The sequence below is a fragment of the Ruminococcus sp. genome (assembly GCF_017650195.1).
Lineage (GTDB): Bacteria > Bacillota > Clostridia > Oscillospirales > Ruminococcaceae > Ruminococcus.
This window is the reverse complement of the sequence record NZ_JAGCFH010000076.1, coordinates 15,483-41,830: the sequence shown is the minus strand read 5'-3', so window position 1 is coordinate 41,830 and position 26,348 is coordinate 15,483. Positions and strand designations below refer to the sequence as shown.

Here is a 26,348-nt window from a genome sequence, read left to right as displayed (position 1 = left end):
TACGGCTTACTTCTGCGGGTTTTGCCAGTGTAGTTGACATAATATTTTCCTCCTGTAATAAATTTCGGACGGAAAGCGTATCCAGAAACAAGAGGAAGAGCCTCACGAATAAGCTATAAGGACCTGCCTCTTGCTTCCCGAAAAAACGCCTGTTCCGCCGCAGTGCAAAAATTATTATACACTATCGTAGAATATCTGTCAAGAGGTTTTTGAGGATTTTTTTAATATATACTCTGTTTTCTCTTTAATTCTCTCACTTATACTCTTGTTCTCTCTCTTTCTCACGTTTCATTTCGGTTTTGTGGAGTAGAAAATAAAGACAAAGCTTAATGAAATTGTGTGCATTTTGTAGGCCTTTAGCAAAGATTTAAATAGTAGCGACGTACAGTGTGTTCGCAAGTCGCGAAAAAGATGATATATAATTACATCAAATTAATAGGCGTATTATTTAAAAAATGTTATAATGCAGATTTTGGAGTAAATGATAAATGTTTGAAATTAAAAGGCATTCATCGTCGAACAGGACTGTTCATATGCTCGATCCACTGATTGAATCGCTACAAAGACTGGCCGCAGAACGCGATGTGTCTTTTAATTTGCTTGCGGTGCAGTGGTGCGAATACGCCATTGAAAACATGATGCCCGCCCCTCACACGATAAAACAAACCAAATGACCGATTTTGTTTAAACTGACCATTTTTAAGCTAATAATATGTTGAAGCTAACCATTTATTGCTGTATGAGAGCCGTCTGCATTGACATATATGCATAATCGTGATACAATATAGACACAAAAATTTTTTTTTGGAGGAATTAACTATGAGAGGAAAAAACTTAAAGAAGCTCGTAGCAGGCGTTATGGGTGCAGCAATGGCGCTTTCAGCTTCGGCTTCGGCTGTTAATGCGGTAGCACCCGCAGGCGTACAGCTGACAAACAACAAGGCTGCGTCCTCATCAGAGGGAAAAGTAGTATACGAATGCGGATTTGAGAGTGAGGCTGATCTCGAGCACTGGTCAAACAGAGGCGGCGATGATAAAACAGTACTTGCTATCTCTGCGGATGCTGCAAAGAGCGGCGACAGCGGTCTTTCCGCTACGGAGAGAGGTGACACATGGCACGGACCTGCATTCCGCATGGACGGCTTCCTCGAGCCTGATACACAGTACTACTTCTCCTGTTCAGTAAGAGGAGAGTGGTACACCAACACAACGCTCAGCTTCCAGTTTAGCGTTGATGGCGATACCTCATATTCTAACCTCAAGCAGAACATTCAGGCTACCAGCGGTGGTGGAAACGGCTGGGCAGAGATAAAGAATGTTCCCATAAGCTATTCTGAGGGAATGGAAGGTGTATATGTATACTTCGAGGGCGGACAGGAGTCCATATTCATTGATGATGTAAAGATCACTGAGGCTCCACGTGTGGAGATTGAGAGCGATCTTCCTTCACTCAGTGAGATATACAAGGACAAATTCAAGATAGGTACTGCCCTTTCTCCCGAGGATATGTCCTCACAGCCCTTTATGGACCTTCTCCAGAAGCACTTCGGCGAGAGCGTTACAGTCGGCAATCAGATGAAGCCAGACTACGTCCTCAACAAGACAAAGACACTCGAATACCTCGAGAAGACAGGCGATGACGAGACTCCGCAGATAAGCTTCTCACAGGCAAAGCCTGTTCTCAACTATGCAAGAAAATATGGTATCCCCGTAAGAGTTCATACACTTGTATGGCATAGCCAGACACCTGAGTGGTTCTTCAAGGAGGACTACGACGAGAAGAAGGATTACGTTTCTCCCGACAAGATGAAGAAGCGTATGGAAAACTATATCAAGAGCTTCTTCACAACACTTACAGAGCTCTATCCCGATGTTAACTTCTATGCTTGCGACGTTGTTAACGAAGCATGGACAGATAACGGAACGCCCCGCGAGGCAGGTCACTGTGGTCAGTCCAACAACTATGCCGCTTCCGACTGGGTAGCTGTATTCGGCGACAACTCCTTCATTGACTACGCATTTGAGTATGCAAGGAAGTATGCTCCCGAGGGCTGTAAGCTCTACTACAACGATTATAACGAATATATGACAGGCAAGCTTGACGCAGTATGCGAAATGGCTGAGAGACTTAAGAAGGCAGGCAATATCGACGGTATCGGTATGCAGTCTCACCTTGATGTAAGACAGAGCCTTGATGCAGCATTCCCATCTCTCAGTATGTACGAGAATGCACTCAAGAAGTATATAGGGCTCGGCCTTGACGTTCAGATCACAGAGCTTGATGCTACAGTACAGGAGCACTCCGATGACAAGTATTTCGACGTACAGGCTAAGTACTACAAGGGACTTTTCGACCTTTACGAGAAGTACAGTGACAATATCTCAGCAGTAATATTCTGGGGAATTACAGACCACAAGAGCTGGAGAGCTTCACAGAACCCGCTTATATTCGACAAGGAATATATGGCTAAGCCTGCATTCAAGTCTATAGTTGACGGCAAGTCAGCTTCCGACCCTGTAAGAACTACTATCGCAGGCGGTAACACGGTGACTACAACTACCACCACAACCGTAACAACTACCTCCGAAACAACAACTACTACATCGGAGACCGCAACTTCAACTACCACCTCGACTGATACAAATACTACCACGACCACTACAGTAACAGGCGAACTTCCAGTTACACTGGCAGGCGACGCAAACAATGACGGTCAGGTAGATATGGGTGACGCAGTTCTCATCATGCAGTGCCTTGCAAACCCTAACAAGTACGATGTTAACGGTACAGATGAGCACCACATCACAGTACAGGGCAAGGTAAACGCTGATGTTGACAAGGAGAGCGAGGGACTTACAACAAATGATGCGCTTTGCATTCAGGAATATCTCCTCGGCAAGATAAAGAGTTTTTCTGATTGAGCCTGTTGCATTCCAGCTGAAGGCTGAAGATGTGGCACTTTCCTCTGAAAGCTTTAAGGAAAAGTACAAGGTATTAACAGGCTACAACCTTTAAAGCAGTGGAATAAGCATATTCTCACACAATAAAGACACGGAGCTGCACATAAAAGTGCAGCTCTTTTTTGGGTTTGCCCGACATGGGCACAATCTAACGGGTGAAAGTTCCGAACACGCCCAGATAGTGGGAAGTGTATAGCCGAACAGCAAGGGTGTCTGCCGTGAGGCGGAATCTGAAGGAAGCTGTAAGCAAACCTCTGGTCTGACGAACAGAAATCGCATATAAGGCTGGGCTACGATAGATAAGCTGGCCAAAAGCAGCAAAGTCTGATAACTATCACCTGTAGTAGTAGCCAAGTAGATGCGGCAGATATATGGAGGGAAAGAGTGTGCACCTTAATCGGGGAGGTCTCACAGGCGGGATATAAACCGTAGTAACAACGAACTGTGAGAAGTCAGCAGAGTCCGTAGTAGTGAAGAAGTCTCTGTAATGGAGATGGAGCGAAGGGGCGAACACCCAATCAACTGAAGAAATCTAAGTTCAGCAGCTGATACGACGTCTGTCGATAGTATCAAAGGCGGTTAAGCAAAAGGAACTTAGAAGAAACAGTGCAAGGGAGAATACTTCTTTGTAAAGTTGGTTGAACCGCCGTGTAACGAACGGTACGCACGATGGCTTGAGAGGTCGGAAAAGAGCTTCTTACAGGGACGCTTCTGTAAGGAGCTTTGAAGTTTTTCTCAGGGATAGTGTATTTTACTTCTGGGGGAAATAACTTTTTTGCGGTGGAGAGCTGCCTGGCAATCGCGAATGTCATGTACAAAATAAACAATCAAAAAATATATATACCATTTTATTGTAACACTTTATGCTTTGGGTGCGAATGTTATATATGAAGGGTTTGACCTTACAAAATATTCAGAAAGAGGAGTAATAAAATGAGAAAAACTAAAAATAATAATAGAACTACAAGACCCGCGGTATTTGGCATAGCGGCAATAGTGCTTATAGCAGGTATAGCTGCCGGAGGCGCGGCATATCACAGACACTTCTTAAACAAGGGAGATGTAGACGGTAGCATAATACCGGCTGCTGAAGCTGCTGAGACTACGGAAAATGAATATATAAATCTGGTTGCCGGAAAGTGGAGACATCAGGTGGCAAACGGCAGTGGTACAGTTGATAAGGGCGCATACGATATCGGTATCATAGATATACGCAAGGATTCGACATTTACCTATACAGACGCATATAACAATGTAATAACGGGAACAGTTGATATGAGACCAGAAACATGGGCAGGCGGAGATTATATAAGAGTTGACCTCAGCGGAAACTCGGATTTCAGTCTGCACGCAAGCTATATTGAAGGCAGGACTGACGAGCTTGCTTTAGGAAACGGGTATTTGGATCGTTTGCTGCGTGCCGGTTCGGACGAGGAGATCGTATTGTGCGGTGAAGGAGATTTACAAAAAGGAACTGAGTAATTGGTCAGATGATAATATCAGGTGGGATATTCTGGATACAGCCTTCAGCGCTTGATTGACTTTATATTTATGGTGCTTACTGCAGTAAAACCAAAGGAGTTGTAAAAAAATCGGTATAATAGAAATAACTGCACAGAAGAACAACGTAGAATCGCTGCTTCTGTGCAGTTATTTTTTTTTAGATATTGTTTGGGGAAGCTTTGTTTACAGCCTCTTTTTATGCGGTAATAGTTATATCAGAAGTCGATCAGGGGCAGTACAGATAGCCGATACTTGAATCCTTCTGGCAAACGTAGTTGCCCTGGTCGTATACTTTGAATAGTCTGCCATGCATTCTTATCATACCGTTTTTCCAGAGAGTATGGTCTCCGCCGGCAATGTTCAGGATCTGATAATTGTATGAGTAGCTGCTGGTATTGGGGTTGTTGATATAAAGAGTTGTTGTGTTGCTCTTGTTGTATTTGAATATACTTCCGTTAGCCGAAGAGCCTAGTGTGAGAGTATGAGTTGTATACGGAAGATCAACGTATATGAGTGAATCGCAGCCGTAAAATGCGTCGTCTTCTATGCTTCTCAGATTACGGCATTTTCTCAGGTCAATCCAGTAAATTTTGGGACAGTTGTAGAATGCGCCTTTTTCGATAGTTGTAAGCTGAGGATCGTTTCCGCTGAAGGATATGCTTCTTAAATCAGAATCTGAATTTGAAAATGCGTACTGCTTGATCGTTGTAACTGTTTCCGGAATAGTTATGCTCTGGATATAGGGGATATATTTTCCACTCGGACGGTCAGTGATATCGCCGATAGCGGTAACTGTATATTTCTTTCTGCTGCCGTCATACACCTCAGAGGCTACAGTGAAGCAGTCCTCATAAGTATAAAACGGACCAACAAAGGTTGCGGAATAGTTGTCAAGGGGCCTGTATATACCGCTGTTATAAACAAAGTAATCGTCTCCGATAAGACGGAATCTGTCATGCTCGTAAACATTGTTGCCTGTGCCGTAGAGACATCCCTGGGTATACGGCAGGCTTGCATAAGACTGGATATAGGAATAATCAGCTTCCGATACCCTTCCGTCGTTGTTTATATCATATGCTTCATCTTCTATGTAGCGTTTAGCATTTCCCTCTGTGCGGTAATAGATTTCACCGCGATCGAGATAAGAGTTCTTGAAGTGTTCAACGTCGCCGCTGTCTATCTTGCCGTTAAGATCGAAGTCGCCCTTTACGTGCGGACGCTCATAATAGCTTAAGTGCTCATTGATATATTCCTTTGTTACCTTTACCTTGTGTTCTCCTTCGTAAACTGAAAGCTCAACATTGTTTCCCTGTGCGTCAGGCCACTGCTCAAAATGGCGGTAGAATTCCGAGTAATAATAGAAGCAGTCCCAGAAGATCTGACAATGTTCCATATCGCCGTTGCATTCTGCGTAGGTGATATGATCATCGGAGATGCCGGTGATAAATATGCTGTGTCCGACATACTTGTTTTCGTTCATCATGTTCAGGACAGGGAAACTCAGACGGACTACATCGCCTATCTGAGGCTCATATTCGCCCTCTGTACTGTAGTATCTTACAAAATCATCGGTTTTCCAGATATCTGTTGCGAGCTTGCGTGCGAAACCGTTGCACTGACCGTCATAGGCTTCTTTGATAGTCTGTGAATAATCTTCTTCCCACGTGGACCTGATAGAAGCCTTTATGTAAGTCTCTGAGTCGTCACTTACTCCCAGTGCTTTTTCAGGCGTATGTCTGCAAGGAGTGCTTGAACAGCAATCGTCGCTCCACTGATCGCTGCTTATGCCCTTGTGGTTCCAGTAGCTTCTATCCGGGAATTTTTGCTTTTCTTCTGCTATGAGCTGCTCCCAGTTGTCAATTACTGAGCTGTACATTACAGTCTCACCGGAAACCTGTGCAGACGACTGTCTGAAGTTTGCAGCATGACCGGCGCCGGCTATGACAGCAATTGTCAGAACTGCTGATGTGAATCTTTTGAAGTGTTTCATGTAGTGTCCTCCTGAATAAATAATAGTACTTTGCTGTTGAACACAGCAATTTTATTATACATCTTTTATTTAAAAATGTCAATAATTAGCAAGAGCCAATAACTGGCGTAATACAGCTTTTTGTCTGGAATCTCACTGTAAGTATTTTACAGCTTTTGGAGAGCGCAATTTAAGCAATGAAGGGAAAAAGGACAGCAGCCCCATTGTCAGATTGAACAATTATGTGTTTGATAACATGGTGTATATGACTAAAATTATTGCCAAACAGTGAATTTAAGACGGTAATTATTGCTGATTTGGTTTAATTGATATATAATATAAAGTGAATAAGAAGCTTTTGAGACCTAAAACTGCGCTTTATGGTAGGCAGTTCTTGAAATTGCAACGATAACAAATTACAGTTCATATCATAGTACCGGTATTCTTAATATATAATAGGAATACCGCCCGGAGGGATAGTATGTTTACATGGAATTTTCAATATATATCCAAAGCAAGACTTGCAAAATCCTTCAGTCAGCTTATGCTTGACCCGAAAAACGGGGATATTTTTATAAGGATACATACAGCGATACACCTTGAGGACGAGGCAGTGGATTTAGCGAGATTCATAGCGAATATCGTACCGGGAGCGCATATTTTCGGAACTAGTACGTCGTCAACTATCTGCTGGGGTAAATTTTTTCAGAACCAGTGCGTCGTCTCCGTAACGCAGATGACTGATGCACGGGTAAAGGTGGCAAGAATACCAACCTTTGACGGTTTCGATATGCCTGTTCCTCCAGATGAGCTGTGCCAAAAGGTCAGGGACGCTGTTTGGGAAGATGATGCGAAGCTTATGCTCATGTTCCTGACTGTTAAATATCTTGATGTCTACAGCTTTGTGGAAAAATGCAACGAATACATGCCCGGTGTGCCTATGATAGGTGGTATTGCCAATTCATCGGGATTTGCATTGAAGCGTTTTCAGAATTCCGGCTTCATATTCGACGAATATGGCTGGACTGATAAAGGTGTAATTGTTGCGTCCATAAGCGGTGAAAAGGTGGAGAGCTACAGCTCCTGCGCAACGGGAGCACAGGCTATAGGACAGGAAACAGAGATAACTGATACCTTCGGCACCTGTATACTCAGTATTGACGGTATGGACGCAGCGGACAGATTCCTTCTCGGAATAGGCGATAAGATAAAGGAAAAGCCAGAGATAACCAATCTTTTCCCTTATGTATACTCTGATGCGGAGGAGATACCCATAGTTATGCGGTATTCCGACAATGTCAGCATAAGCGAGAAATTTGAAGAGTCCTCGCCCATAAATGCGGCTTTCTATGCCGCTCACCCCGATATTGACAAGTATATCAAGCGGAGTATGATAAATGCCAATCATAATGTTGTGCCTGGGAAGAAGATAAGACGAGGCTTTGTATATGACAGAAAGATAATCTCCGATAATCAGAGCCTATTCAGGCATATCGAGAATTTTGAGAAGGCGGAGACCATATTCGGCTATTCCTGTATGTCACGTTCAATGGTATACTCCAACTGCGTTAAATGGGAGCTTTCGATATACGAGAATACCAATATATGCGGCTGCATTACTGACGGTGAGATAACAAACGTTAACGGCAGGAACTGCTTTGCTAACTGCACATTTGCAGTGGCAGTCATCGGCGAAGAGATGTGCACTCAGGACTATAATCCCTACGCCTTCTCATTTGCGGATTCCCTTGCGGAGGATAACCGCGAGCTGCTGGAGTACCTCTGCGATATAGAGACCCAGTTTTCAAAAACTAAGCTTACCGTTTCAGCAGAGGCTCTCAGGACTTTTGTGCGCGACTGTGAGATGAAGCTGCTGTATTCCGACAGCGGCGATATACATAACGGTGCCGCTCTGAATATGGATATACAGACTAAGGACTATGACCGTGTCTGCATGATAAACGTATTTGAGACTTCCAGCATGGAAACCGTATTTTCGAAGCATCTTATAAATATAACTCACAAGAACTATCTGTCAAACTGTATACGCTTTGCCAAGAAAAAGAATTATTCTATCTATTCTCTCGGCAAGTGGCATCTTGCCATAAGCGCTCCGTCGTATATAGTATCTCTTTCGGAATTCGCAAGGGATATGGAGCAGCTTCAGAGACAGCTGTTTGAGGTCACAGAGGAATATATCGCTATAGTACCCATGTTCTGCGTGCTGGATGACTGCACCGTTGACAACCTTATGCCTGCGTACTACTCAGCCCGAGTGGAGATGATGCAGAAAAACATACAGTTCTATGTACGCAGCGCAAGGGTGGACCAGCTTGACGAGGAAAGCATACGTGAACGCTATCATATGGTGAACGTCATAAACTATGCCGTTTCCCATGATAAGGTCATACCTTATTTTCAGGGTATATATGATAACAAGAAAAAACGCATACATCATTATGAATCGCTTATGAGGCTGGAAGACGAAAAGGGAACTGTATACTACCCAGGAAGCTTTCTTCCCGTGGCGCGTTCCTACGGACTTCTGTACGACTCAATATCGAGTATAATGATAAAAAAGGTGTTTGATAAATTCAGGGACATTGAAGATAAAAGTGTCAGTCTCAATCTTTCCATACGTGATATCAAGAATTCCGAGATAATAGACTATATCTATGAATTTCTTTCGACTGCAAAGCATCCTGAGAACTTTGTCTTTGAGATACTGGAAAACGAGGATATCGACAACTATGACGAATTAGTAAAATTCGTGGACAGAATACATGATTACGGTGCCCAGATAGCTATAGACGATTTCGGCAGCGGCTTTTCAAATCTCCTTCATATCGCAAGGATCAATTGCGATTATCTTAAGATAGATGGCTCCATAGTAAAAAAATGCTGCGAGGACGAGAAATCTGCGAATCTGATAGCGCTCATATCGAACTGGAAAAAGCTCAGCAAGAATAACTTCAGTATAATAGCCGAATTTGTAGAAAATGAAGATATACAGAAGATACTTCTTGATTTTGGCATTGATTATTCTCAGGGCTATCTCTTTTCCAAGCCGGGTCCCGATATTTGATGACAGTGGGGGGTGTGTGAATGAAGGGCAAAAACATAACTGTTGTCGGTATGGTATTGGAGGATATTTTTGCAGATTTTTCAAAGGAGCTTATCAGTAACGTAATGGAGGCAATACCTGAGAACAAGGATATTAGGCTCGTGGTACTGCCTGGAAGATACTATAATCCTGAGCTGCCTTATGACGATATATGTGCCTACAACGAGGTCTACAATACGATACTGAAACTGGGAGAGGTGTGTAATTTTGACGGATTTATAGTACATATCGGTAATCTCAGCAGCAACAAGAGAAATACTATAGATGAAAGTCTTATAGCCGATTTCAAAAAAGTGCCAAATGTATTTATTGCTACTGACATAGAAAACGTTACGACTGTCAGCTATGATAATGAGAGCGGTATCCGTGAAGCGGTAGATTATCTTGTGAATATAGATGGACTTTCAAGGCTGTGTATGCTGGGCGGAAGAGTTGACAATCTGGACTCTATTCTAAGAAAGGAAATTTTCATAAGATGTCTTGAGGAGAACGGCATAGCATTTTCCGAGGATAATTTCATAAATACGGATATGTCCGAGAACTGCGTAGAAGAAGCAGGGAAGCTCCTTGACAGAAATCCTGATGCACAGGCGATTTTTTGCGTCACCGACGCTGCCGCAAAAGGATTGTATGTTGCTATGGAGGAAAGGGGACTTGTCCCCGGCAGGAACATACTTGTTTTCGGATTTGATAATACCCGCATGGCTTCCGAGATGATACCGTCTCTGTCATCTATAGGCTGTGATAGCTGCACTCTAGGTCAGAAGGCTCTTGAACTGCTCATAGATAAGTTCAACGGTATTGAGAATGGCTCTGCTCTCGTCCAGACAAGGCTTTACGGACGAGAATCCCTTTTCTACGAGATGTACGATTATTCCGCAACGGAAATGACAAAGGGCGACCCTGCCTTCATATATCGTATGTTTGACGACTGCTTCTACAGGTATAAAAACGAGTATATGCGCAGGGAAAACGTCAATCTGAAAAGGCTTTTCTACGAGTTCATATCGAGGATACTGCTCTCACAGAAGCGAAAGTATATGAGCCTTGAATCCTATCATGAGATATGCATACTCATAGATATTTTCTTTGAAAAGGGAGCAATGAATTATACTGACGCTGCAAAGCTAATAAAGAGTATCGAGCGTCTGCAAAGCACTATGAATTCCGGAAAGGTTTCTGTTGCCGCTAATGTAATGGTAAACCGCCTTTTCTCACGAATGAAGGACAAGGCTATCATTTCAATTTCAGAGCGGAGTATAAAGCAGATCTCTTACCTCAACGATATGAGAGAGAAATTCCATGACTTCCTTATCGCAGATATGGTGGACTACAGAACGATCAACCTTAAAAATGACAGCATAGCACATTCAATAAGCAAGCTCGGACTGAAGAACTCTGTCATATACGCCTTTGATGAGGCAGTAGAGTATACAAGGTCTGGCGAGGTAGTATTCCCCAAGCATATAAGGCTTTACTGCGTTATTAAATCCGGGGATATGTATATACTTGCAAAGGAGAGGCAGGACTGTCTGCTGTCCGACATATTCACGAGGAACGAGCTCTCTTCAAAATGCAAGGGGTTTGCCGCCTTCCCGATATTTTATAGCGACCGGATATACGGTATACTGCTCTCTGAGCTTACAGAGGATATTTTCAGCAGGGGAGAGTTCCTTGCACTGCAAATAGGCAGGAGCTTTTACATAAACGACCTTCGCATCAGCGAAAAGGAAGGTATTCACGAGATGTACAGTAATAAGGCTGTAAGCGGATAAAGCCAGCTGTACTTATGGAAAGAGGATATATAACAAAAATGCCCTGCAGTTAGTGCCGGGCATTTTCTTATGCTTTTATTGTTTCATCATGATATAGGCTAAGTTCTGTCTGTTTCTGTCACCGCGCCTGTATGAGAAAAGGGCACTGTCATGACATGTGCATATATCCGTGCAGACGATGTTGCTTTCCGGTATTCCTTCTGTTATCGCTGACGAGCATATCGCCTGTCCGAGGTCAAGGTGAAGCCTACTGCCATGTTTGGTGAATATATCTCTAAGCTCTACGGACGGAAAGTTTTTTTCGTATTCAGCCAGCACCTCATCACCCACTTCATAGCAGCTGGGACATATATGAGGTCCAATGGCAATATGGATATTCTCAGAGGAGGCTCCGAGTTCCTTCATGCGTTCCAACACATTGCATAGAGCTCTTCCTGCCGCCGACCTCCAGCCGCAGTGGAGTATACCTATCACGCCTGCTGCTGCATCGGTGAGATACACCGGTACGCAGTCCGCAGCAATAATGCTGAGGACTATCCCTTTTTCGGCAGTAACAACTCCGTCGATCCTTTTGAGCTCATTATCCTTTATTACTCCCGAGCCGCCGTGAAGGGCGGTAACTGCCTCCACTCTGTCACCGCCTGCCTGGTATGGGCGTATAAAGCCTGACAGGGGGATACCGAGTCTTCTGCTGAGAGCTGTATAGTCACTGGTTGGCGGGTCATCCGCCTCGTTTCTCATCCATAGGCCTTCGCTTCCAGAGGTGAAGCCACCATAGGCAAAAGCGTCGTCTATCATGTTTATATCTTTCATATCAGCCAACCAAGCCTATCGCCTTGAGCATATCCGAAAGATGAATGCCGATATCTTCTATAGTACTGTGGCTCCCGTGAGCTCTTTTTACAGTACAGGATAGCTTTATACAGCTTTCGAGATTGTTGGGAAGTATCGTATCACCGTCGCTGCAAATCGTATATGCGCGTTCGTTTTTGCTGCTATCTGTTAGTAGCCGGTACTGCTCTGTAAAATCCGCAGGTATGCCGGAGGAGTTTATCAACTCCAGCTCATGAGGATAATAACAGGGATTTGTAAGTATGCAGGGACTTCCGAGCCTGCGGCTGAGCTTATCCGCATACCAACCTCCGAGGCTCTGTCCGACAAGAATGAACTCCTCCTTCTCGGCGATACCGCCAAGCTGATTGAGCAACTCTGACGGAGAGGTCTCCATATATCTAAGCTGCGGTGAAACTATATCCTCTATAGGAACAAGCTCGCAAAGAGCCTTGTAGTTTTTGTTGTCGGCTTCACCCATGAAGCCGTGCAGATTAAGTATCTTCATTTTTTTCTCCTATCAGCCCGATGAGAGCTCTTTCAAAGTCCTTGTCCTGCTGAGAGGTGCGCTTGGACATACCCTTTGTGCGTCCTCCGCTCCTGCGTATTTTTGCGGAGACTGCCCGAAATTCGAGGAGCCCCGAGATATTATCTTCAGTATATCGCCGACCGTCCTGATTGAGCACGGCGGCTTTTCTGCTTAGGCACATAGCTGCCAGACCGTAGTCCTGAGTTACGGCGATATCGCCTTCGCTGACAAGGTTCACCAACCGGAGGTCTGCACTGTCCGCTCCCTTACCGACTGTTATGGTTTCCGCACCCTCGTACTTTATGGAGTGTGCCGTGTCACATATTATGGTACATTCTACGCCGTACTTCACGGCTGTACTGACTGCGATGCCGACCACAGGACATCCGTCGGCGTCAATAAATATTTTCATTATCCACCTCTGTATCGGGTAAAATGAGTTTGACATCAATTAGTATAGCAAGTAAATTATTTTGTATTTAAGGATACACTAATTATAACACACCTGTAGAGCATTTACAATACCGCTGGCAGATGATATAATATATCAAAGAGGTGAACAAAAATGAGAGCAGTTATTGCAATAGATTCATTCAAGGGCAGCCTTACCTCTGCGGAGGCGGGAATGGCTGCGGCAGATGGGCTGCGCCGGGTTTTTCCAGAGGCTGAGACCGTGATAAGACCTGTTGCCGACGGCGGCGAGGGCACTGTGGAAGCGCTTGTTTCCGGACTTAACGGCCGGCTCCGTACAATTGAGGTGACCGATCCGCTGAGCAGGCGAATAACTGCGTCCTACGGGATACTTCCAAGCAATACCGCAGTTATCGAAATGGCAGCCGCTTCCGGACTTCCTCTGCTCAGTGAAGAGGAGCGCGACCCTATGCACACAACTACATTCGGTACAGGGGAGCTGATACTTGATGCCATTCTGCAGGGATGCCGCAGTTTTATCATCGGTATCGGCGGAAGCGCTACAAACGACGGTGGCAGCGGCTGCCTGCAGGCTCTTGGCTTCGGTCTGCTCGACGAAAATGGAAATCAGATAGATTTCGGTGCGGAAGGTCTTTCACGGCTTGAAAGTATAAATGCTGATAATATCATACCTGAGTTGAGGGAGTGCAGCTTCCGTGTTGCATGCGATGTTACAAATCCACTCTGCGGAGACAATGGATGCAGCGCTGTGTTTGCACCTCAGAAGGGAGCTGACAGCGAAGCTGTGCGTATTATGGACGGATATCTTCGCCGTTATGCAGAGGTCACAAGGAAGTATGCTCCAGATGCTTCTCCCGATGCTCCGGGAGCAGGCGCGGCAGGAGGAATGGGCTTTGCACTTATGTACTATTTAAACGCCATGCTTGTATCCGGAGCCGATCTCATTATGAGTGAAACAGGTCTTGAAGCGGCGATAGAGACTGCAGACATAGTCATAACCGGAGAGGGCTGTCTCGATATCCAGACCGCTATGGGAAAAGCTCCGGTATGCATAGCAAGGACAGCAAAGAGATATGGCAAGCCTGTAATAGCCTTCTGCGGTGCAGTCAGCAGAGGAGCTGAGCTTTTAAATAAAAGCGGCATCGACGCATATTTCCCGGTGCTTAGGCAAGTTATCACCCACGAACAAGCAATGGACAGGACAAATGCCTGTAATAATCTTGCTGATACAGCAGAGCAGGTATTCCGGACGATAAAACTGTTTTCTGATATTACATGATACAACAGCGGATATATTATATCCTTGAAAATGGCGCTCTGAAATTTTTTTTGTTTTTTGTGTCTGAAATGTTTTTCCTGTTTCGTATATATTATTAGAGCGGCACAAGAGTCGTGAAAAAACAAAAGGAAGATATAATATATATGAAAAAGACAGCTATCATTACAGCGCTTGCAGCAGCGATGTGTGCGCTTCCTTCATGCGACAGACAGGTGAATATAGATCAGGATTCGTATGATTCGGCTTCTGAAGCGGCAAACGCTGTAACTGCGGCTGCGGATACTGAAAAAATCACAGCTTCGACAGATAACGCTGCTGGCGGCGAACAGGACGAAGATACGTCCAATACAGTTTCTTATGCGGATACAGTAGCGGGAACAGCCTTTTCAAACGGAATTGTGGAAGGAAGGGTTTACATATCGGAATATGCCGGCATCAGGATAACAGCTCCCGAGGGAGCTCAGCTCCTTAGTGCTGAGGAGGTTTATACAGACTATATGATGCCTACCAGATTCATGAATGAGAGGGACAAAGAGGTATATTTTACAGGCATCGAGGACGCAGAGATCTGCTACAGCGATATGGGCGGAAGGATCAGTGTATGGTTCTATAACGTAAGGCTAAGGTGTCCGCTTACTCCGGATATGTCCGCCGAAGAATTCCTGAACAGGCGCTTTGATGAGGACTACGAAAAAAGCGGAGACCCGGTGGTGCACACCACAGAGACCGTAATTATAGGCGGGCAGGAATACATTAAAGCCGTCAGAACAGGCGTGATTAACGACAATGCAGTTTACGCTAGAAGGATTGATGATGACTTCATAATGATAGTTAATGCCACAGGAAATGCAGCAGCCGACATGGAAAATATAATTGAGACTATCGGCTGACATATATTTGCTGCTTTATTTAAAGGTACCCCCCAACTCCTTTAAGTAAAATAGATTTATAATAAAGAGACCCCGGACTCTGCAACAAGTTCGGGGTCTCTTTATTACAATGCTTTCTCTATATCCTTTATGTTGCCTAGAAGCAGTATGGCGTCGTCAGCGTGGAGCACCATGTCCGGCATGGGTACGACAAGCTGATCTGCTGCGCGCACCGCAATTATATTCAGGTGGTGCTTCTTTCGGATATCAAGCTCGGCGATAGACCTGTTGTTCCATGACTTCGGAACGCGCACTTCATAGATATTGATATCGTGGTCGAGTTGAAACACATCTAGGATATCGTCAGACGCCTCCTTTGTGGCGAGCCGTATAGCAGTCTGCTTTTCGGGATATACAGTCTCATCGGCACCGTTGCGGAGAAGGAACTTTTCCTGTACATCGTTCTGCGCACGGGAGATTACCTTCCGCGCACCCAGCTCCTTGAGCAGAGCTGTCGTCTCCAGAGAGTCCTGAAAGCTGTCACTTATGGTAACTATGCAGACATCATAGTCGGGTATGCCAAGAGTGCGCATAAAATCCGCATTAGTGCTGTCGCCAATCTGAGCGCTTGTGACTAAGGGTAGTATGGCGTTAATGCGCTCTTCCTCGCTGTCAACAGCCATTATCTCGCAGCGGAGCTGAGACATACGTCTTGCAATATGCATGCCGAACTGACCTGCGCCTATTATCAGAACTGATTTCATAATTATTCTCCTTTTAAATTATAACTATTATCCTACGGTTATTTTTTCCTGCGGGAGCCTTGAAGCCTCGCTGTTTGAGGCAAAGGCGGCATATATCAGCGTCAGACCGCCTACTCTGCCTGCAAACATAAGTATCATCAATATGATATGGGATGGCAGAGAAAGAGATGTCGTGATTCCGAGAGTAACTCCCGCGGTTCCAAGGGCTGAACCCGTTTCAAATAGGCAGCTCGTTAAGGGAAGGGAATCTATCAGGCTCACAGCTATACCTGTTGAAAGAAACAGCGACATATACATGAAAAGTATAGCGCCTGCCGTGCGTATGATATCCTCGGGAATACGGCGGCTGAAACATTCAATGTCGTTTTTGCGGCGGTATACGCTGAGAGCTGCAAGGAAAAGCACAGCCACGGTTGAGGTCTTCATGCCTCCTGCCGTTGAGCCTGAACAGCCGCCAATAAGCATCAGCACTGTCATCAGCATTGCGCAGGGTTCTCGCATTTTTGAAAGGTCCGCAGTATTGAAGCCTGCCGTTCTTGCTGTGACGGACTGGAAAAGTGAATGGAGCACTCTTTCCTTCGCAGGCTCGTCTGCGTATTCCGCAAAGAAGAAAAATAAGGCAGGCAGAATTATCAGCAGTCCCGATGTCACAAGTACGACCTTCGTCTGAAGACGGTATTTCTTGAATCGGTGACGGTGCTGAACTATATCGTCCCATGTGAGAAATCCTATGCCACCTGTGATTATAAGTAGCATGAGCACTGTATTCACATAGATATTGTCGCCGTAGCCTGTCATTGACGAAAACGGTTCCTTAACACCCATAAGGTCGAAGCCGGCGTTGCAGAAAGCTGATATCGAGTGGAACAGCGCGTACCATATACCCTTTATGGCTCCGATATCCCGGAAAAACACAGGGTATAGCAGGACAGCCCCAGTCAGCTCAATAATAGCAGTGGTTTTCAGGATGAACTTTGTCAGGCTGAGTATGCCTCCTACCTGAGGAGCTGAGATTGAATCCTGCATCATACCGCGAAAGCTCAGCCCTATCCTTTTTCCCGACAGTCTAGTTATCATCAGGCCTATGGTTATAACGCCCATACCGCCGATCTGTATCAGCGTCAGTATAATAGCCTGACCAAAAAACGACCAGTGGGTGGCGGTGTCCTTCACTACCAGACCGGTCACGCAGGATGCTGATATCGCAGTGAAAAGCGTATCCTTGAAAGGAGTGACAGCACGGCTACGCGAGGATATTGGTAGCATAAGCAGAAGAGCTCCTGTAAGTATCAGTATTATGAAACCTAGACTTATTGTTCTGAACGAGTTGTGGCTTTTTGGGAGTGTCTTGTCTTTTTTCATATAGTATCTCCGAATAGTTAGTTGTTTCGGACTGTCTAGCGTATAAGCCAATACAGTCGTAATATTATAACATATAATTTAAAAAATAGCAATACTCACGGGTATAAACTGTTGATTACTCATTTCTCTGACTCAAACACGACAGCTTCGGCTGCTTTTTTTTATGGGTTAATAATTATTCCAGAATCCGTGGACAGTCAGAGTGGGAGCTTTTTGTACTGGATATGGAGAAAGTTGAAACTTCTTTTCCAAATTGTAATAATTTCATTCCTGTCTACTGCCAGGAGAATTTTAACACTATCGAAACAACGGTATATCGAAGATATCCGAACTGCCATCATTACTGCTCATTGGACTTTTTTGTACCAGAAACGGAAAAAAGCACTCCTGAAACCCAGATATCACTCCAAAACGCCAATTTTTTGATTGACTTATGAAAGTCGATGTGATATAATAATTTGCGATTAATGCAGAAAATGCTAAAAACAGAGCATAATAGTATTCAACCTACAATAGCGTCGCAGAAAAGAACTTGATCCTATCAACAATATTCAGGTACAAAGAGAATATATAGAACTTACATCATTTTGTGCTGCGGCAGTACAGAAGCCGGAGCGGAGAACCATTGCCTGAACTGGCATAAATCTATGACAAATAGTTTTATCTGGAAGGAATTGTTATTTTGTGTTTGTATACCTTAGTATTCCGGCAGCTATTATCTTTCTATGGTTAATAGATGCTCATTATAAGATCGGTAAGGATATAGTCCTTACCACTGGAATGATATATCTTTTTCTGACCTCCTCGTTTCGTTCGATCAATCTCGGAGCAGATTCTGTAAGCTATATCAGAGCTTTCAATATAATCGGAGTCACCGGCTCGTTTTATATGGAAAAGGGCTACGTGCTGCTTAACAGGATAGTATATTGTCTTACTTCGAGCTATTCAGCGCTGATATTCGTTGTCAACTGTTTCTTCTTCATTTCGGTGTATTATTACATAAGAAGATTTGTTGATAAAGAATACTGGATATACTGTCTTATAATTATAGCTCTCCAGCCCTACATATATCTACAGACCACCTTCAATATAATACGTCAGTGCTGCGCTGTCAGCTTTGTCATCAGTGGACTGAGCTGCTATATCAATTCGGTAAAATTCAAGCATAAGTTTACTGGATTGATACTGTTCTGCCTTCTGACGCTGACAGGTGCTCAGTTCCACAAAAGTGCTTATTTTCTGCTGGTCATACCGATTATGCTGCATGTGAAGATGAACAGGAGAAAATGGCGGATTCTGGCTGTTGTATTCCTGTTATGCAATCTGCTCCGCTTGACCCGTCGAATGACGCCATTGCTTGCGATGATGGGCTATTCGCACTATTCAGAGTACAGCTCCTCGATACTTGACAATCCAGCATATCTGCTTGTGGTGCTGGGATACTTCTTCTGGATCACTTCCTCCTATAACAGGATAGAGCTTGACGACTGGAAGAAGCATTTTTACGACCTGTATCTGTTTTCTATAGCTTTTCTTTTGTTTGCAGTCAGCAACGATATGTTTTACAGGGTATACGTTATACTTGCGATAATCACTATGCCGGCTATACAGATAATAGTTAAGAACGACACTTCTAAAAGGCTGGTATACAAAAAGAAGTTCGACTCTAAGGGCGTAGGAATGGTATCTTTCGTGCTGTGTTCGTACTATGTGCTGTTTTTCGTTGGATATATACTTTATCTTGGCAGGAAGCACAGCGCCGCATATATCCCTTATCATTCCGTTTTCTGGAAGGGCTGACGGCTGCGGACAGTCTTGCCTGAGGAAGCTATTGACAACTGGCTGATAATGTTGTATGATATAACCCGTGGGCTTGATCGCCTGGATAATCAGAGAAGAGGAATGAATGTATGAAAGATATTGCCGTAGCAGTTGCGTTATATAACAACGAAAAAGAAGTGATAGAATTTGCGAAGGGGCTGCTGAAGCAGACAGCAGCTGACCGTATACAGCTGCTGGTCACCTGCAATGCCTGCAAGGACGTTGAGGCCTTCAAAAGGGATATGGCAGAGGTAATGCCATCAGCAAAGGTATTTGATCCCGGAAAGAATCTTGGCTATCTGAACGGTTGCCTGTACGGCGTTAAGGGCTCGGTCAGCGATTATTCTTGGGTAATGGTATCGAATACGGACATAGAATTCAAGGAACAGGATTTCTTTGAAAGAGCTGTGGAGAACGTTTCTGAAGATATATGGTGCATCAGCCCAGATATTGTATTGTCTGCAACGGGAGTTCATCAGAACCCATTTTTAAAGGATAGACCCTCAAAGAAGAGAGTAATGATATGGAAGATCGCATATTCCAACTACCTCTTTTTCAGACTGTATTTCAAGCTTAGCGAACTCAAGCCAAAGAAGCCTCAGACAGGCGTTTTGAAGGATAGCACAGTCTATGCCGTTCACGGCAGCTGCTTTATACTCAGCAGGGACTGCGTAAAGAGCCTTCTGCCGGTATGCAAGAAGATATTTATGTACGGCGAGGAGCTCCTTGTGGCTGAGGTCATTCACGAAAACAAGAAGAAAGCCCTGTTCAAGGCTTCTGTCGGCATCGTACACAATGAGAATCAGGTGACCGGCTCTATAGGAATGGCACGCAAGCAAAAGTGGTTCAAGAACTCCTTCAATTACCTTACTGAAAAATTTTTCAAAAACTGATCCTTATATTATCCTGAGCAGACATGATAAACTTTTATCATGTCTGCTTTTTTATGCCCCGACAGCTACTCAAGATAAGTAAAAAGACAATATAATCTGCAGTTATTCGGTAAAAAACTGATTTGAATACACTCTCCGGAGACCTGCTGTTTGTTTTACAATTATTGCTTTTATTTGAACATTTATTGCTTTTTTTGTGTTTAATCTTTACAAATCTTCGATAACAGTGTATAATATATGTAAAATATGATAGGTTATGATGGGGGCGTTATCCCACTTTAACTAATAAGGAGGAATGTAAACAAATATAAATCACGAACAGAAACATAAGGCAAACAAATATTAAACTAAGGAGTTGAGAATTTTGAGACTAAAAACACTTAAAAGAGCTATCAGCGGTACGGTTTCAGCATTGATGCTTGCCACCGGAATACCCTCTATTCCGGTAGTAAATGCTGCTGACCAGCAAACAAGAGGAAACATCGGCGGTTATGACTACGAGATGTGGAATCAGAACGGAACGGGCAATGCCCAGATGAACCCCAGCGCAGGTTCTTTCACCTGCTCATGGAGCAACATCGAAAACTTCCTTGCTCGTATGGGCAAGAACTTCGACAGCCAGAAGAAACCTTATACAGCCTTTGGAAACATCGTACTGACTTATGATGTTGAGTACACACCAAGAGGAAACTCATATATGTGTGTATACGGCTGGACAAGAAATCCTCTTATGGAGTATTACATCGTTGAAGGATGGGGCGACTGGCGTCCACCCGGAGACGGAGCAGAGAGAAAGGGTTCTGTAACACTCAATGGCAATACCTATGATATTGCCAAGACAATGCGTTACAATCAGCCCTCGCTTGATGGTACAGCTACTTTCCCGCAGTACTGGAGCATCAGACAGACCAGTGGTTCAAGAAACAATACCCAGAACAATATGAGCGGAACTATTGACGTTTCCAAACACTTTGACGCATGGTCAAAGGCAGGACTTGATATGTCCGGTACTCTCTACGAGGTATCACTGAATATCGAGGGCTACAGATCCAACGGTTCAGCTAACGTTAAGAAGGTAACAGTTACAACTGGATCCAATCCAGATCCTGAGGAGGAGACAACTACAACGCCTGTTACACAGTCTGAGCCCGACGAGGACGGCTACTGGTTCCACGATACATTCGAGAGCGGTGCGGGCGACTGGTCAGGCAGAGGTGCAGCTTCTGTTGAGACAAGCAGCAGCGCTAAGTATGCAGGAAGCAAGTCACTTGCTGTTACTGGCAGAACAAATTCATGGAACGGTGCGACCCTTTCGCTCGGCAGTGCCTTCGAGGCAGGCGAGGAGTACAGCTTCTCAGTTAATGCTTGTTATACAGATGGCTCCTCTGAGTCACAGGAGTTCAAGCTTTCACTTCAGTATTCTGACGGTTCATCAACAAAGTACGATCAGATTGCACTTGCCACAGTTCCGAAGGGCGAGTGGGTACAGCTTTCAAATGATAGCTATAAGATACCTTCTGGAGCTTCTAATCTCCAGATCTATGTTGAAACTACTGACACTAGCGATTACTTTGATTTCTATATCGACGAAGCTATCGGAGCTCCCAAGGGCACAACGATAGACGGCGCAGGACAGCCCAAGGTACGCAAGGTAACACCCGGCGACCTTAACTTCGATGAGCAGATTGATGCTCTTGACATGATAGTTGCAAGAAAAGGCTTGATCGCAGGCGGTTTCACTGATTCAATGACTCAGAAGGCAGCCGACGTAGACCAGAGCAAGGAATTTGACGTAACAGACCTTGTCTGCATACAGGAATTCATACTTGGCAAGATCAAGGAATTCCCCGTAAACAAACCAGCAGGTCCCGATGTTGATCTTTCTGCACTTGCAAGCAAGTTCGGCAGCGTATCTCTGGCAGAGTCATGGAAGAAGGATAACGAGAACAATCCTCTTACCACACAGCGTTTCGGTGCAGATCCCGGCTGGATGGTATATGACGGAAGACTCTATATCTACACAACAAACGACGCTTTTGAATACAGCGGCAATACAATACAGGAGAACTCCTACGATGTTGGTACTATCAACTGTATCTCATCTGCGGACCTCGTTAACTGGACAGACCACGGCGCTATTCCTGTAGCAGGCAGAAACGGCAGAACCAAGAACGGTGCTGCAAGCTGGGCATCATGCTCATGGGCACCTGATGCTGCATGGAAGATGATTGATGGCAAGCCGAAGTTCTTCCTCTACTTCGCAAACAGCGGCGGCGGTATCGGCGTGCTTACAGCTGACAGCCCGACAGGTCCTTGGAAGGATCCTCTCGGACACGCACTGATTACAGGTCAGTCACCTAACTGCTCAGACGTTGTATGGATGTTTGACCCCGGCGTATACTATGACGAGGCTACAGACGAAGCATACATCTTCTTCGGCGGCGGTGTTGATAACAGAGATGTTTCCAATCCGAAGACAGGTCGTGTTGCAAAGCTTGGCAAGGACATGATCTCACTGGACGGCACACCGCAGACAATGCAGACACCGTACCTCTTTGAGGACTCCAGTGTTATTAAGATAGGCAACACATGGTACTACTCATACTGTGCTAACTGGAACGTTCCCAACGGCACAAATATCAACGGCGTAGGCTTCGGCAACGCAGATATCCTTTACATGACCTCGACCAATCCTCTCGGACCTTGGACATCGAGCCAGCTGAAGGGTAACGTATTCAAGAACACAGGAACACAGGGCATCGACAACGGCGGTAACAACCACCACTCGATAATCTTCTTCAAGGATAAGTACTACGTAGCATACCACTCACGTCAGCAGGAGATGCGTATGAACGGAGGAAAGGACAGAAACTACCGTTCAACTCAGCTCAATGAGTGTACTTACAACTCATCTAACGGCACACTTAGCGCAAGAGGCGATATGACCGGTGTTAAGCAGATCGAGAATCTTGATCCTACAAAGACAGTACGTGCAGCTACAATGGCTAACGAGTCAAAGGGCATAAGCGTATCCGGAGTAGGCGACACAACAGTTGAGTTCAAGAAGGGCGAATGGGCTAAGGTAAGCAAGGTCGACTTCTCGAATGTCAAGGACGGAATACTTACAGCTAAGGCTTCTTCGAAGAGCGGAGCTATCATCAAGGTAACATCAGGCTCAAGAACAGGCGACGCTATCAGCTATATCGAAGTACCTGCCGGTGGCTCTATGACAGAGATCGAGACAGTACTTGCAGAGATCCCGAGCGGCGCAACAGACATTTACTTCATCGCTAACGGAGATCTTAGCTTCGACAGCTGGTCAATGTCATAAATAATTCTTTTCGGTATTGGTCTGTGCGGTGCATCTGCACATAGCGCCGCACAGATTGATATAATTCCCGAAACAAAATTGTAAGGGACAAATCAGAACAAGAAAGCCGTGCATAGGCAGCACGGCTTTCTTGCTTTTTTTATATTTGGGAAGGTACACTCTAAAAAATGTGGCAGCCGGTTCAGGCGGCTGCCTATGATAGTAATGAGGAGTAAAAAACTTTGATTTATATCAACGGTCGCTGTGACTTACGTTAAGCAGATAATTCTGTATCGCAAGGACATCGGTAAGCGTGATGCCGTTGCCCTTTCCGTCTGCGTCACCGTTTGATATTCCGTGTTCTGAGATCTGATACTTATTAGGATTGGAGAGATACTGCATTATTAGGACAGCGTCAGACATATCTATGCTGCCGTCGCAGTTTACATCGCCGCTTATAGTATCTGGATCCTTCGGGTATGCTTCTGAGCCGGTATCTGTATCGGCTGTGTCGTCCTCAGTGAGGAGGACATATATCTGAGCGAAAAAGATATCGTAGATATCGCCGCTTGTGCCGTTCTGATTGAAGTCGCAGCGGCTGCTGATGTTTTTCCATACGTCCACTGGCATTGTAACCGAGCTTTCATCGTGCTCTGCAGCAACTTCAAATATGTAAGCGCTTGCGAGATCATAGTCCTTGTGGTCCACAGCTCCGTCCATATTCAGGTCTGGCTCAGGTTGCTTTCCGCTCAGCACGTTATCGCAGTAGGTCCTGAACCCGCTTTCAAACAGCTCGTTGTCAAATTTGAAATAGCTGTTCTCGTCGGGGATTATACCTATATCCATAGCGCTGCTGCGGAGTTTGTCTCCAATAGAGTATTCGTCTGCATAATCTATGATATCATCGTAAAAATCGTTTTCAAAGTATTCCGGCATGAGTATGGTATGAGAAGCGTAGTATTTTCCCAGACCGGATATAAACATTGAGACCTCGTAGGAGTTGTCGTAATATAGGAAGGGCCTAGCATAGAAAACCCTGTTGCAGTTTTTCCGGATATTATCCGGAAGTTCTATTGTATGAGGCCTTGGAGCAGTTGCATATCCGCCTTCCACAGGAACAACGTAGCTGTCGAGATAATTCTCTCCGTTGACCATGAGATAAGTGAAATCGGTTATGTCCACAACTCCGTCTTCGTTTACATCAAGGTCGAGGATATCGTTATCAACCATATCCTCGATGATGTACTGGTCTATGAGCAGCTGATGTGACAAATCGCTCACCATTCTTGCGAAGGAAGTTTCGTCGCTGTCATAGAAGACCGGGAGATTTATGCTTCCGTTAAAATCAGGGTCGTACGTTCCCGGATGGACGTCCTTGTAGGTCACCCTGTTATTGAGGAGGTAATCGCATATAAGTATATAGGCGTCGTCGTAATTAATGCTGCCGTCGTTATTGTAGTCAGCATTAAGGATTATATTTTGATTTACCTCATCGCTGCTGCTTCCGGCGGAGCTGTTATTACCGTCCGCCATACAGTAGAGCGAAAGTAGGAAGCAGTCTGTAAGGTCTGATCTGCCGTCTGAATTAAGGTCGGTAGTCATTCCGTTTTTGGTGATATTTTCAATTCCGTTTTTCTGTTTCGGGTATCTGTCGCTGTTTACATGGTAATCGGTGACTGATTTAGAGAAAACAGTTGACATTGATGCTGTGAGGGCTGACAGATATGCAGGTAATCTCTGCATATTCATGCGCTCCTCGTGGATTGACACGGCGGAAGGCGTGACTGTAGTGGTTACAGACGCTACAGTCACACGTCCCGAAGATGTTACGTCGTTGTTTTTGCTCGCTGTATCGGAACTCTCATTGTTTTTTAAAGTGACAGTGCAGAAAGCGCCGGGCTCAGCCGGGCTTGTCACTATAATATTTTCATCTGCCCGTTTACGGGTAATTTCCGCAGCAGCCTCAGACAACGCCGTTGTGATCTTTACAGTGTCGTTTGAGTTATATGTGGTTGTTATGCTCTCATTGCCGGAACTTGAGCCAGTGGTTTCCGCAGGCGTGACATCGGTGATGTCAGGCTGAATAAAATTGCTCTTATCATACCTTACAATGCCCGTACCTATCACGGCAGCAGCGCAGCAAGCAAGAGCGGCAGCAGCACAGCGCTTTATAGTAATGGCTCTGCGTTTGTCCTTTGCTATCTGTTCATCACGCCGTTTGAGTATGGCTTGTGTGACTTCATCATAGTCCCGCATACGTTATTCCCTCCTTTTCAAGTTCAACTTTGAGAGCTCGTTTGGCTTGGTATAAAAGGTTAGTTATCTGGCGATTGCTTTTATTCATTATTATCGCCGTTTCAGCGTTGGAAAAGCCCTCGAGGTATATCAGGCACACTACCTGACGATATTCATCCCTGAGTTTTGAAATAGCTCTGTGGATAATGACCTTTCGTTCCTCATTGATATACTGTTCCTCAATATCAATGCTGCTTGAAAGATCGGTGCAATCCTCGACGGAAACGTGAGATATGCCCTTCCGTTTCCTCAGGCTGTCTATTGCAAGGTTTCTTGCAATGGAGTATAGCCATGTCTTGAATGAACTTTTTCCTGTGTATCGCGGTTTTTTGTAAGCAAGTCTGAAGAAAGTTTCTTCCATCAGATCCTCAGCTTCTGAAAGGTTATTGGTAAAGCTGTTGAGAAATATGATGAGCCCGTCCATATATTCCCGGACAAGCTCGCCCATAGCGGCATCATCGCCGGCCAGATAACGGCTGTAGCTACTTGAACCATTATCCATGACAGGCTCCTTTCTGAAAATTTCGCCTTTCATAATATTAGACGTAAAAATTTACTGATTATCTTAGTGATACTGAAATTTTCTTCATAAAATTGTTTGCATAGCCAAACGATCCCTGACCATGATCTT

General features: G+C 44.8%; 17 protein-coding genes. 9 read left to right on the top strand and 8 right to left on the bottom strand.

Features of this window, described 5'->3' with window-relative positions; translation table 11 throughout:
- Positions 1-819: 819 nt before the first annotated feature.
- A complete protein-coding gene (locus J6U00_RS03190; RefSeq protein WP_296578755.1) occupies positions 820-2,922 on the top strand; it encodes an endo-1,4-beta-xylanase in 2,103 nt (700 codons plus the stop codon).
- A 972-nt stretch (positions 2,923-3,894) separates the two neighbouring features.
- A complete protein-coding gene (locus J6U00_RS03185; protein WP_296578752.1) occupies positions 3,895-4,443 on the top strand; it encodes a hypothetical protein in 549 nt (182 codons plus the stop codon).
- Positions 4,444-4,690: 247 nt separating this feature from the next.
- Here the strand turns inward: J6U00_RS03185 and J6U00_RS03180 are convergent, their stop codons facing one another.
- The gene (locus tag J6U00_RS03180) at positions 4,691-6,454 is read right to left on the bottom strand and encodes a leucine-rich repeat protein (RefSeq protein WP_296578749.1); all 1,764 of its coding nucleotides are present in this window, start codon (positions 6,452-6,454) and stop codon (positions 4,691-4,693) included.
- Between the two features lie 460 nt (positions 6,455-6,914).
- Here J6U00_RS03180 and J6U00_RS03175 point away from each other — a divergent pair, with 460 nt between their 5' ends.
- Both J6U00_RS03175 and J6U00_RS03170 read left to right on the top strand, forming a co-directional pair.
- Positions 6,915-9,518, top strand: a complete 2,604-nt coding sequence (locus tag J6U00_RS03175) for an EAL domain-containing protein (protein WP_296578744.1) — start codon at positions 6,915-6,917, stop codon at positions 9,516-9,518.
- A 20-nt stretch (positions 9,519-9,538) separates the two neighbouring features.
- Positions 9,539-11,332: a LacI family DNA-binding transcriptional regulator gene (locus tag J6U00_RS03170; protein ID WP_296578741.1), complete on the top strand. Its 1,794-nt coding sequence runs from the start codon at positions 9,539-9,541 to the stop codon at positions 11,330-11,332.
- A 75-nt stretch (positions 11,333-11,407) separates the two neighbouring features.
- Here the strand turns inward: J6U00_RS03170 and J6U00_RS03165 are convergent, their stop codons facing one another.
- Genes J6U00_RS03165 through J6U00_RS03155 form a run of 3 tightly spaced genes read right to left on the bottom strand, consistent with a single transcriptional unit; the run spans position 11,408 to position 13,104 of the window.
- On the bottom strand, positions 11,408-12,145 hold the full coding sequence (locus J6U00_RS03165; protein ID WP_296578758.1) for a polyphenol oxidase family protein: 738 nt from the start codon (positions 12,143-12,145) through the stop codon (positions 11,408-11,410).
- Between the two features lies 1 nt (position 12,146).
- Positions 12,147-12,671: a YqiA/YcfP family alpha/beta fold hydrolase gene (locus J6U00_RS03160; protein ID WP_296578738.1), complete on the bottom strand. Its 525-nt coding sequence runs from the start codon at positions 12,669-12,671 to the stop codon at positions 12,147-12,149.
- Positions 12,658-13,104, bottom strand: a complete 447-nt coding sequence (locus J6U00_RS03155) for a YaiI/YqxD family protein (protein WP_296578735.1) — start codon at positions 13,102-13,104, stop codon at positions 12,658-12,660. The genes J6U00_RS03160 and J6U00_RS03155 overlap by 14 nt, the downstream gene beginning before the upstream one ends.
- A gap of 153 nt (positions 13,105-13,257) precedes the next feature.
- On the opposite strand from J6U00_RS03155, the gene J6U00_RS03150 reads away from it, so the two are divergent.
- The gene (locus tag J6U00_RS03150; protein WP_296578732.1) at positions 13,258-14,403 is read left to right on the top strand and encodes a glycerate kinase; all 1,146 of its coding nucleotides are present in this window, start codon (positions 13,258-13,260) and stop codon (positions 14,401-14,403) included.
- Between the two features lie 143 nt (positions 14,404-14,546).
- Complete coding sequence (locus tag J6U00_RS03145) at positions 14,547-15,293, top strand: hypothetical protein (protein ID WP_296578729.1); 747 nt, start codon at positions 14,547-14,549, stop codon at positions 15,291-15,293.
- Positions 15,294-15,397: 104 nt separating this feature from the next.
- Here the strand turns inward: J6U00_RS03145 and J6U00_RS03140 are convergent, their stop codons facing one another.
- A complete protein-coding gene (locus J6U00_RS03140; protein ID WP_296578727.1) occupies positions 15,398-16,036 on the bottom strand; it encodes a TrkA family potassium uptake protein in 639 nt (212 codons plus the stop codon).
- A gap of 27 nt (positions 16,037-16,063) precedes the next feature.
- Positions 16,064-17,398 (bottom strand): potassium transporter TrkG, encoded by a 1,335-nt coding sequence (locus tag J6U00_RS03135; protein WP_296578722.1) that lies wholly within the window; start codon positions 17,396-17,398, stop codon positions 16,064-16,066.
- A gap of 684 nt (positions 17,399-18,082) precedes the next feature.
- Here J6U00_RS03135 and J6U00_RS03130 point away from each other — a divergent pair.
- From J6U00_RS03130 to J6U00_RS03120, 3 genes are all read left to right on the top strand, one after another.
- On the top strand, positions 18,083-19,198 hold the full coding sequence (locus tag J6U00_RS03130; protein WP_296578719.1) for an EpsG family protein: 1,116 nt from the start codon (positions 18,083-18,085) through the stop codon (positions 19,196-19,198).
- Positions 19,199-19,308: 110 nt separating this feature from the next.
- On the top strand, positions 19,309-20,112 hold the full coding sequence (locus tag J6U00_RS03125) for a hypothetical protein (protein WP_296578717.1): 804 nt from the start codon (positions 19,309-19,311) through the stop codon (positions 20,110-20,112).
- 364 nt (positions 20,113-20,476) lie between these two features.
- Positions 20,477-23,443: a glycoside hydrolase family 11 protein gene (locus J6U00_RS03120; protein ID WP_296578715.1), complete on the top strand. Its 2,967-nt coding sequence runs from the start codon at positions 20,477-20,479 to the stop codon at positions 23,441-23,443.
- A 231-nt stretch (positions 23,444-23,674) separates the two neighbouring features.
- Here the strand turns inward: J6U00_RS03120 and J6U00_RS03115 are convergent, their stop codons facing one another.
- Both J6U00_RS03115 and J6U00_RS03110 read right to left on the bottom strand, forming a co-directional pair.
- Positions 23,675-25,678: a dockerin type I repeat-containing protein gene (locus J6U00_RS03115; protein WP_296578713.1), complete on the bottom strand. Its 2,004-nt coding sequence runs from the start codon at positions 25,676-25,678 to the stop codon at positions 23,675-23,677.
- A complete protein-coding gene (locus J6U00_RS03110; RefSeq protein ID WP_296578711.1) occupies positions 25,665-26,219 on the bottom strand; it encodes an RNA polymerase sigma factor in 555 nt (184 codons plus the stop codon). Before J6U00_RS03110 ends, J6U00_RS03115 begins: the two co-directional genes overlap by 14 nt.
- Positions 26,220-26,348: the final 129 nt, after the last annotated feature.

Bases quoted from the DNA above. Each gene is read 5' to 3' on its own strand.
- J6U00_RS03190 (WP_296578755.1), top strand. From the start codon at position 820: ATGAGAGGAAAAAACTTAAAGAAGCTCGTAGCAGGCGTTATGGGTGCA.
- J6U00_RS03185 (WP_296578752.1), top strand. From the start codon at position 3,895: ATGAGAAAAACTAAAAATAATAATAGAACTACAAGACCCGCGGTATTT.
- J6U00_RS03180 (WP_296578749.1), bottom strand. From the start codon at position 6,454: ATGAAACACTTCAAAAGATTCACATCAGCAGTTCTGACAATTGCTGTC.
- J6U00_RS03175 (WP_296578744.1), top strand. From the start codon at position 6,915: ATGTTTACATGGAATTTTCAATATATATCCAAAGCAAGACTTGCAAAA.
- J6U00_RS03170 (WP_296578741.1), top strand. From the start codon at position 9,539: ATGAAGGGCAAAAACATAACTGTTGTCGGTATGGTATTGGAGGATATT.
- J6U00_RS03165 (WP_296578758.1), bottom strand. From the start codon at position 12,145: ATGAAAGATATAAACATGATAGACGACGCTTTTGCCTATGGTGGCTTC.
- J6U00_RS03160 (WP_296578738.1), bottom strand. From the start codon at position 12,671: ATGAAGATACTTAATCTGCACGGCTTCATGGGTGAAGCCGACAACAAA.
- J6U00_RS03155 (WP_296578735.1), bottom strand. From the start codon at position 13,104: ATGAAAATATTTATTGACGCCGACGGATGTCCTGTGGTCGGCATCGCA.
- J6U00_RS03150 (WP_296578732.1), top strand. From the start codon at position 13,258: ATGAGAGCAGTTATTGCAATAGATTCATTCAAGGGCAGCCTTACCTCT.
- J6U00_RS03145 (WP_296578729.1), top strand. From the start codon at position 14,547: ATGAAAAAGACAGCTATCATTACAGCGCTTGCAGCAGCGATGTGTGCG.
- J6U00_RS03140 (WP_296578727.1), bottom strand. From the start codon at position 16,036: ATGAAATCAGTTCTGATAATAGGCGCAGGTCAGTTCGGCATGCATATT.
- J6U00_RS03135 (WP_296578722.1), bottom strand. From the start codon at position 17,398: ATGAAAAAAGACAAGACACTCCCAAAAAGCCACAACTCGTTCAGAACA.
- J6U00_RS03125 (WP_296578717.1), top strand. From the start codon at position 19,309: ATGAAAGATATTGCCGTAGCAGTTGCGTTATATAACAACGAAAAAGAA.
- J6U00_RS03115 (WP_296578713.1), bottom strand. From the start codon at position 25,678: ATGCGGGACTATGATGAAGTCACACAAGCCATACTCAAACGGCGTGAT.
- J6U00_RS03110 (WP_296578711.1), bottom strand. From the start codon at position 26,219: ATGGATAATGGTTCAAGTAGCTACAGCCGTTATCTGGCCGGCGATGAT.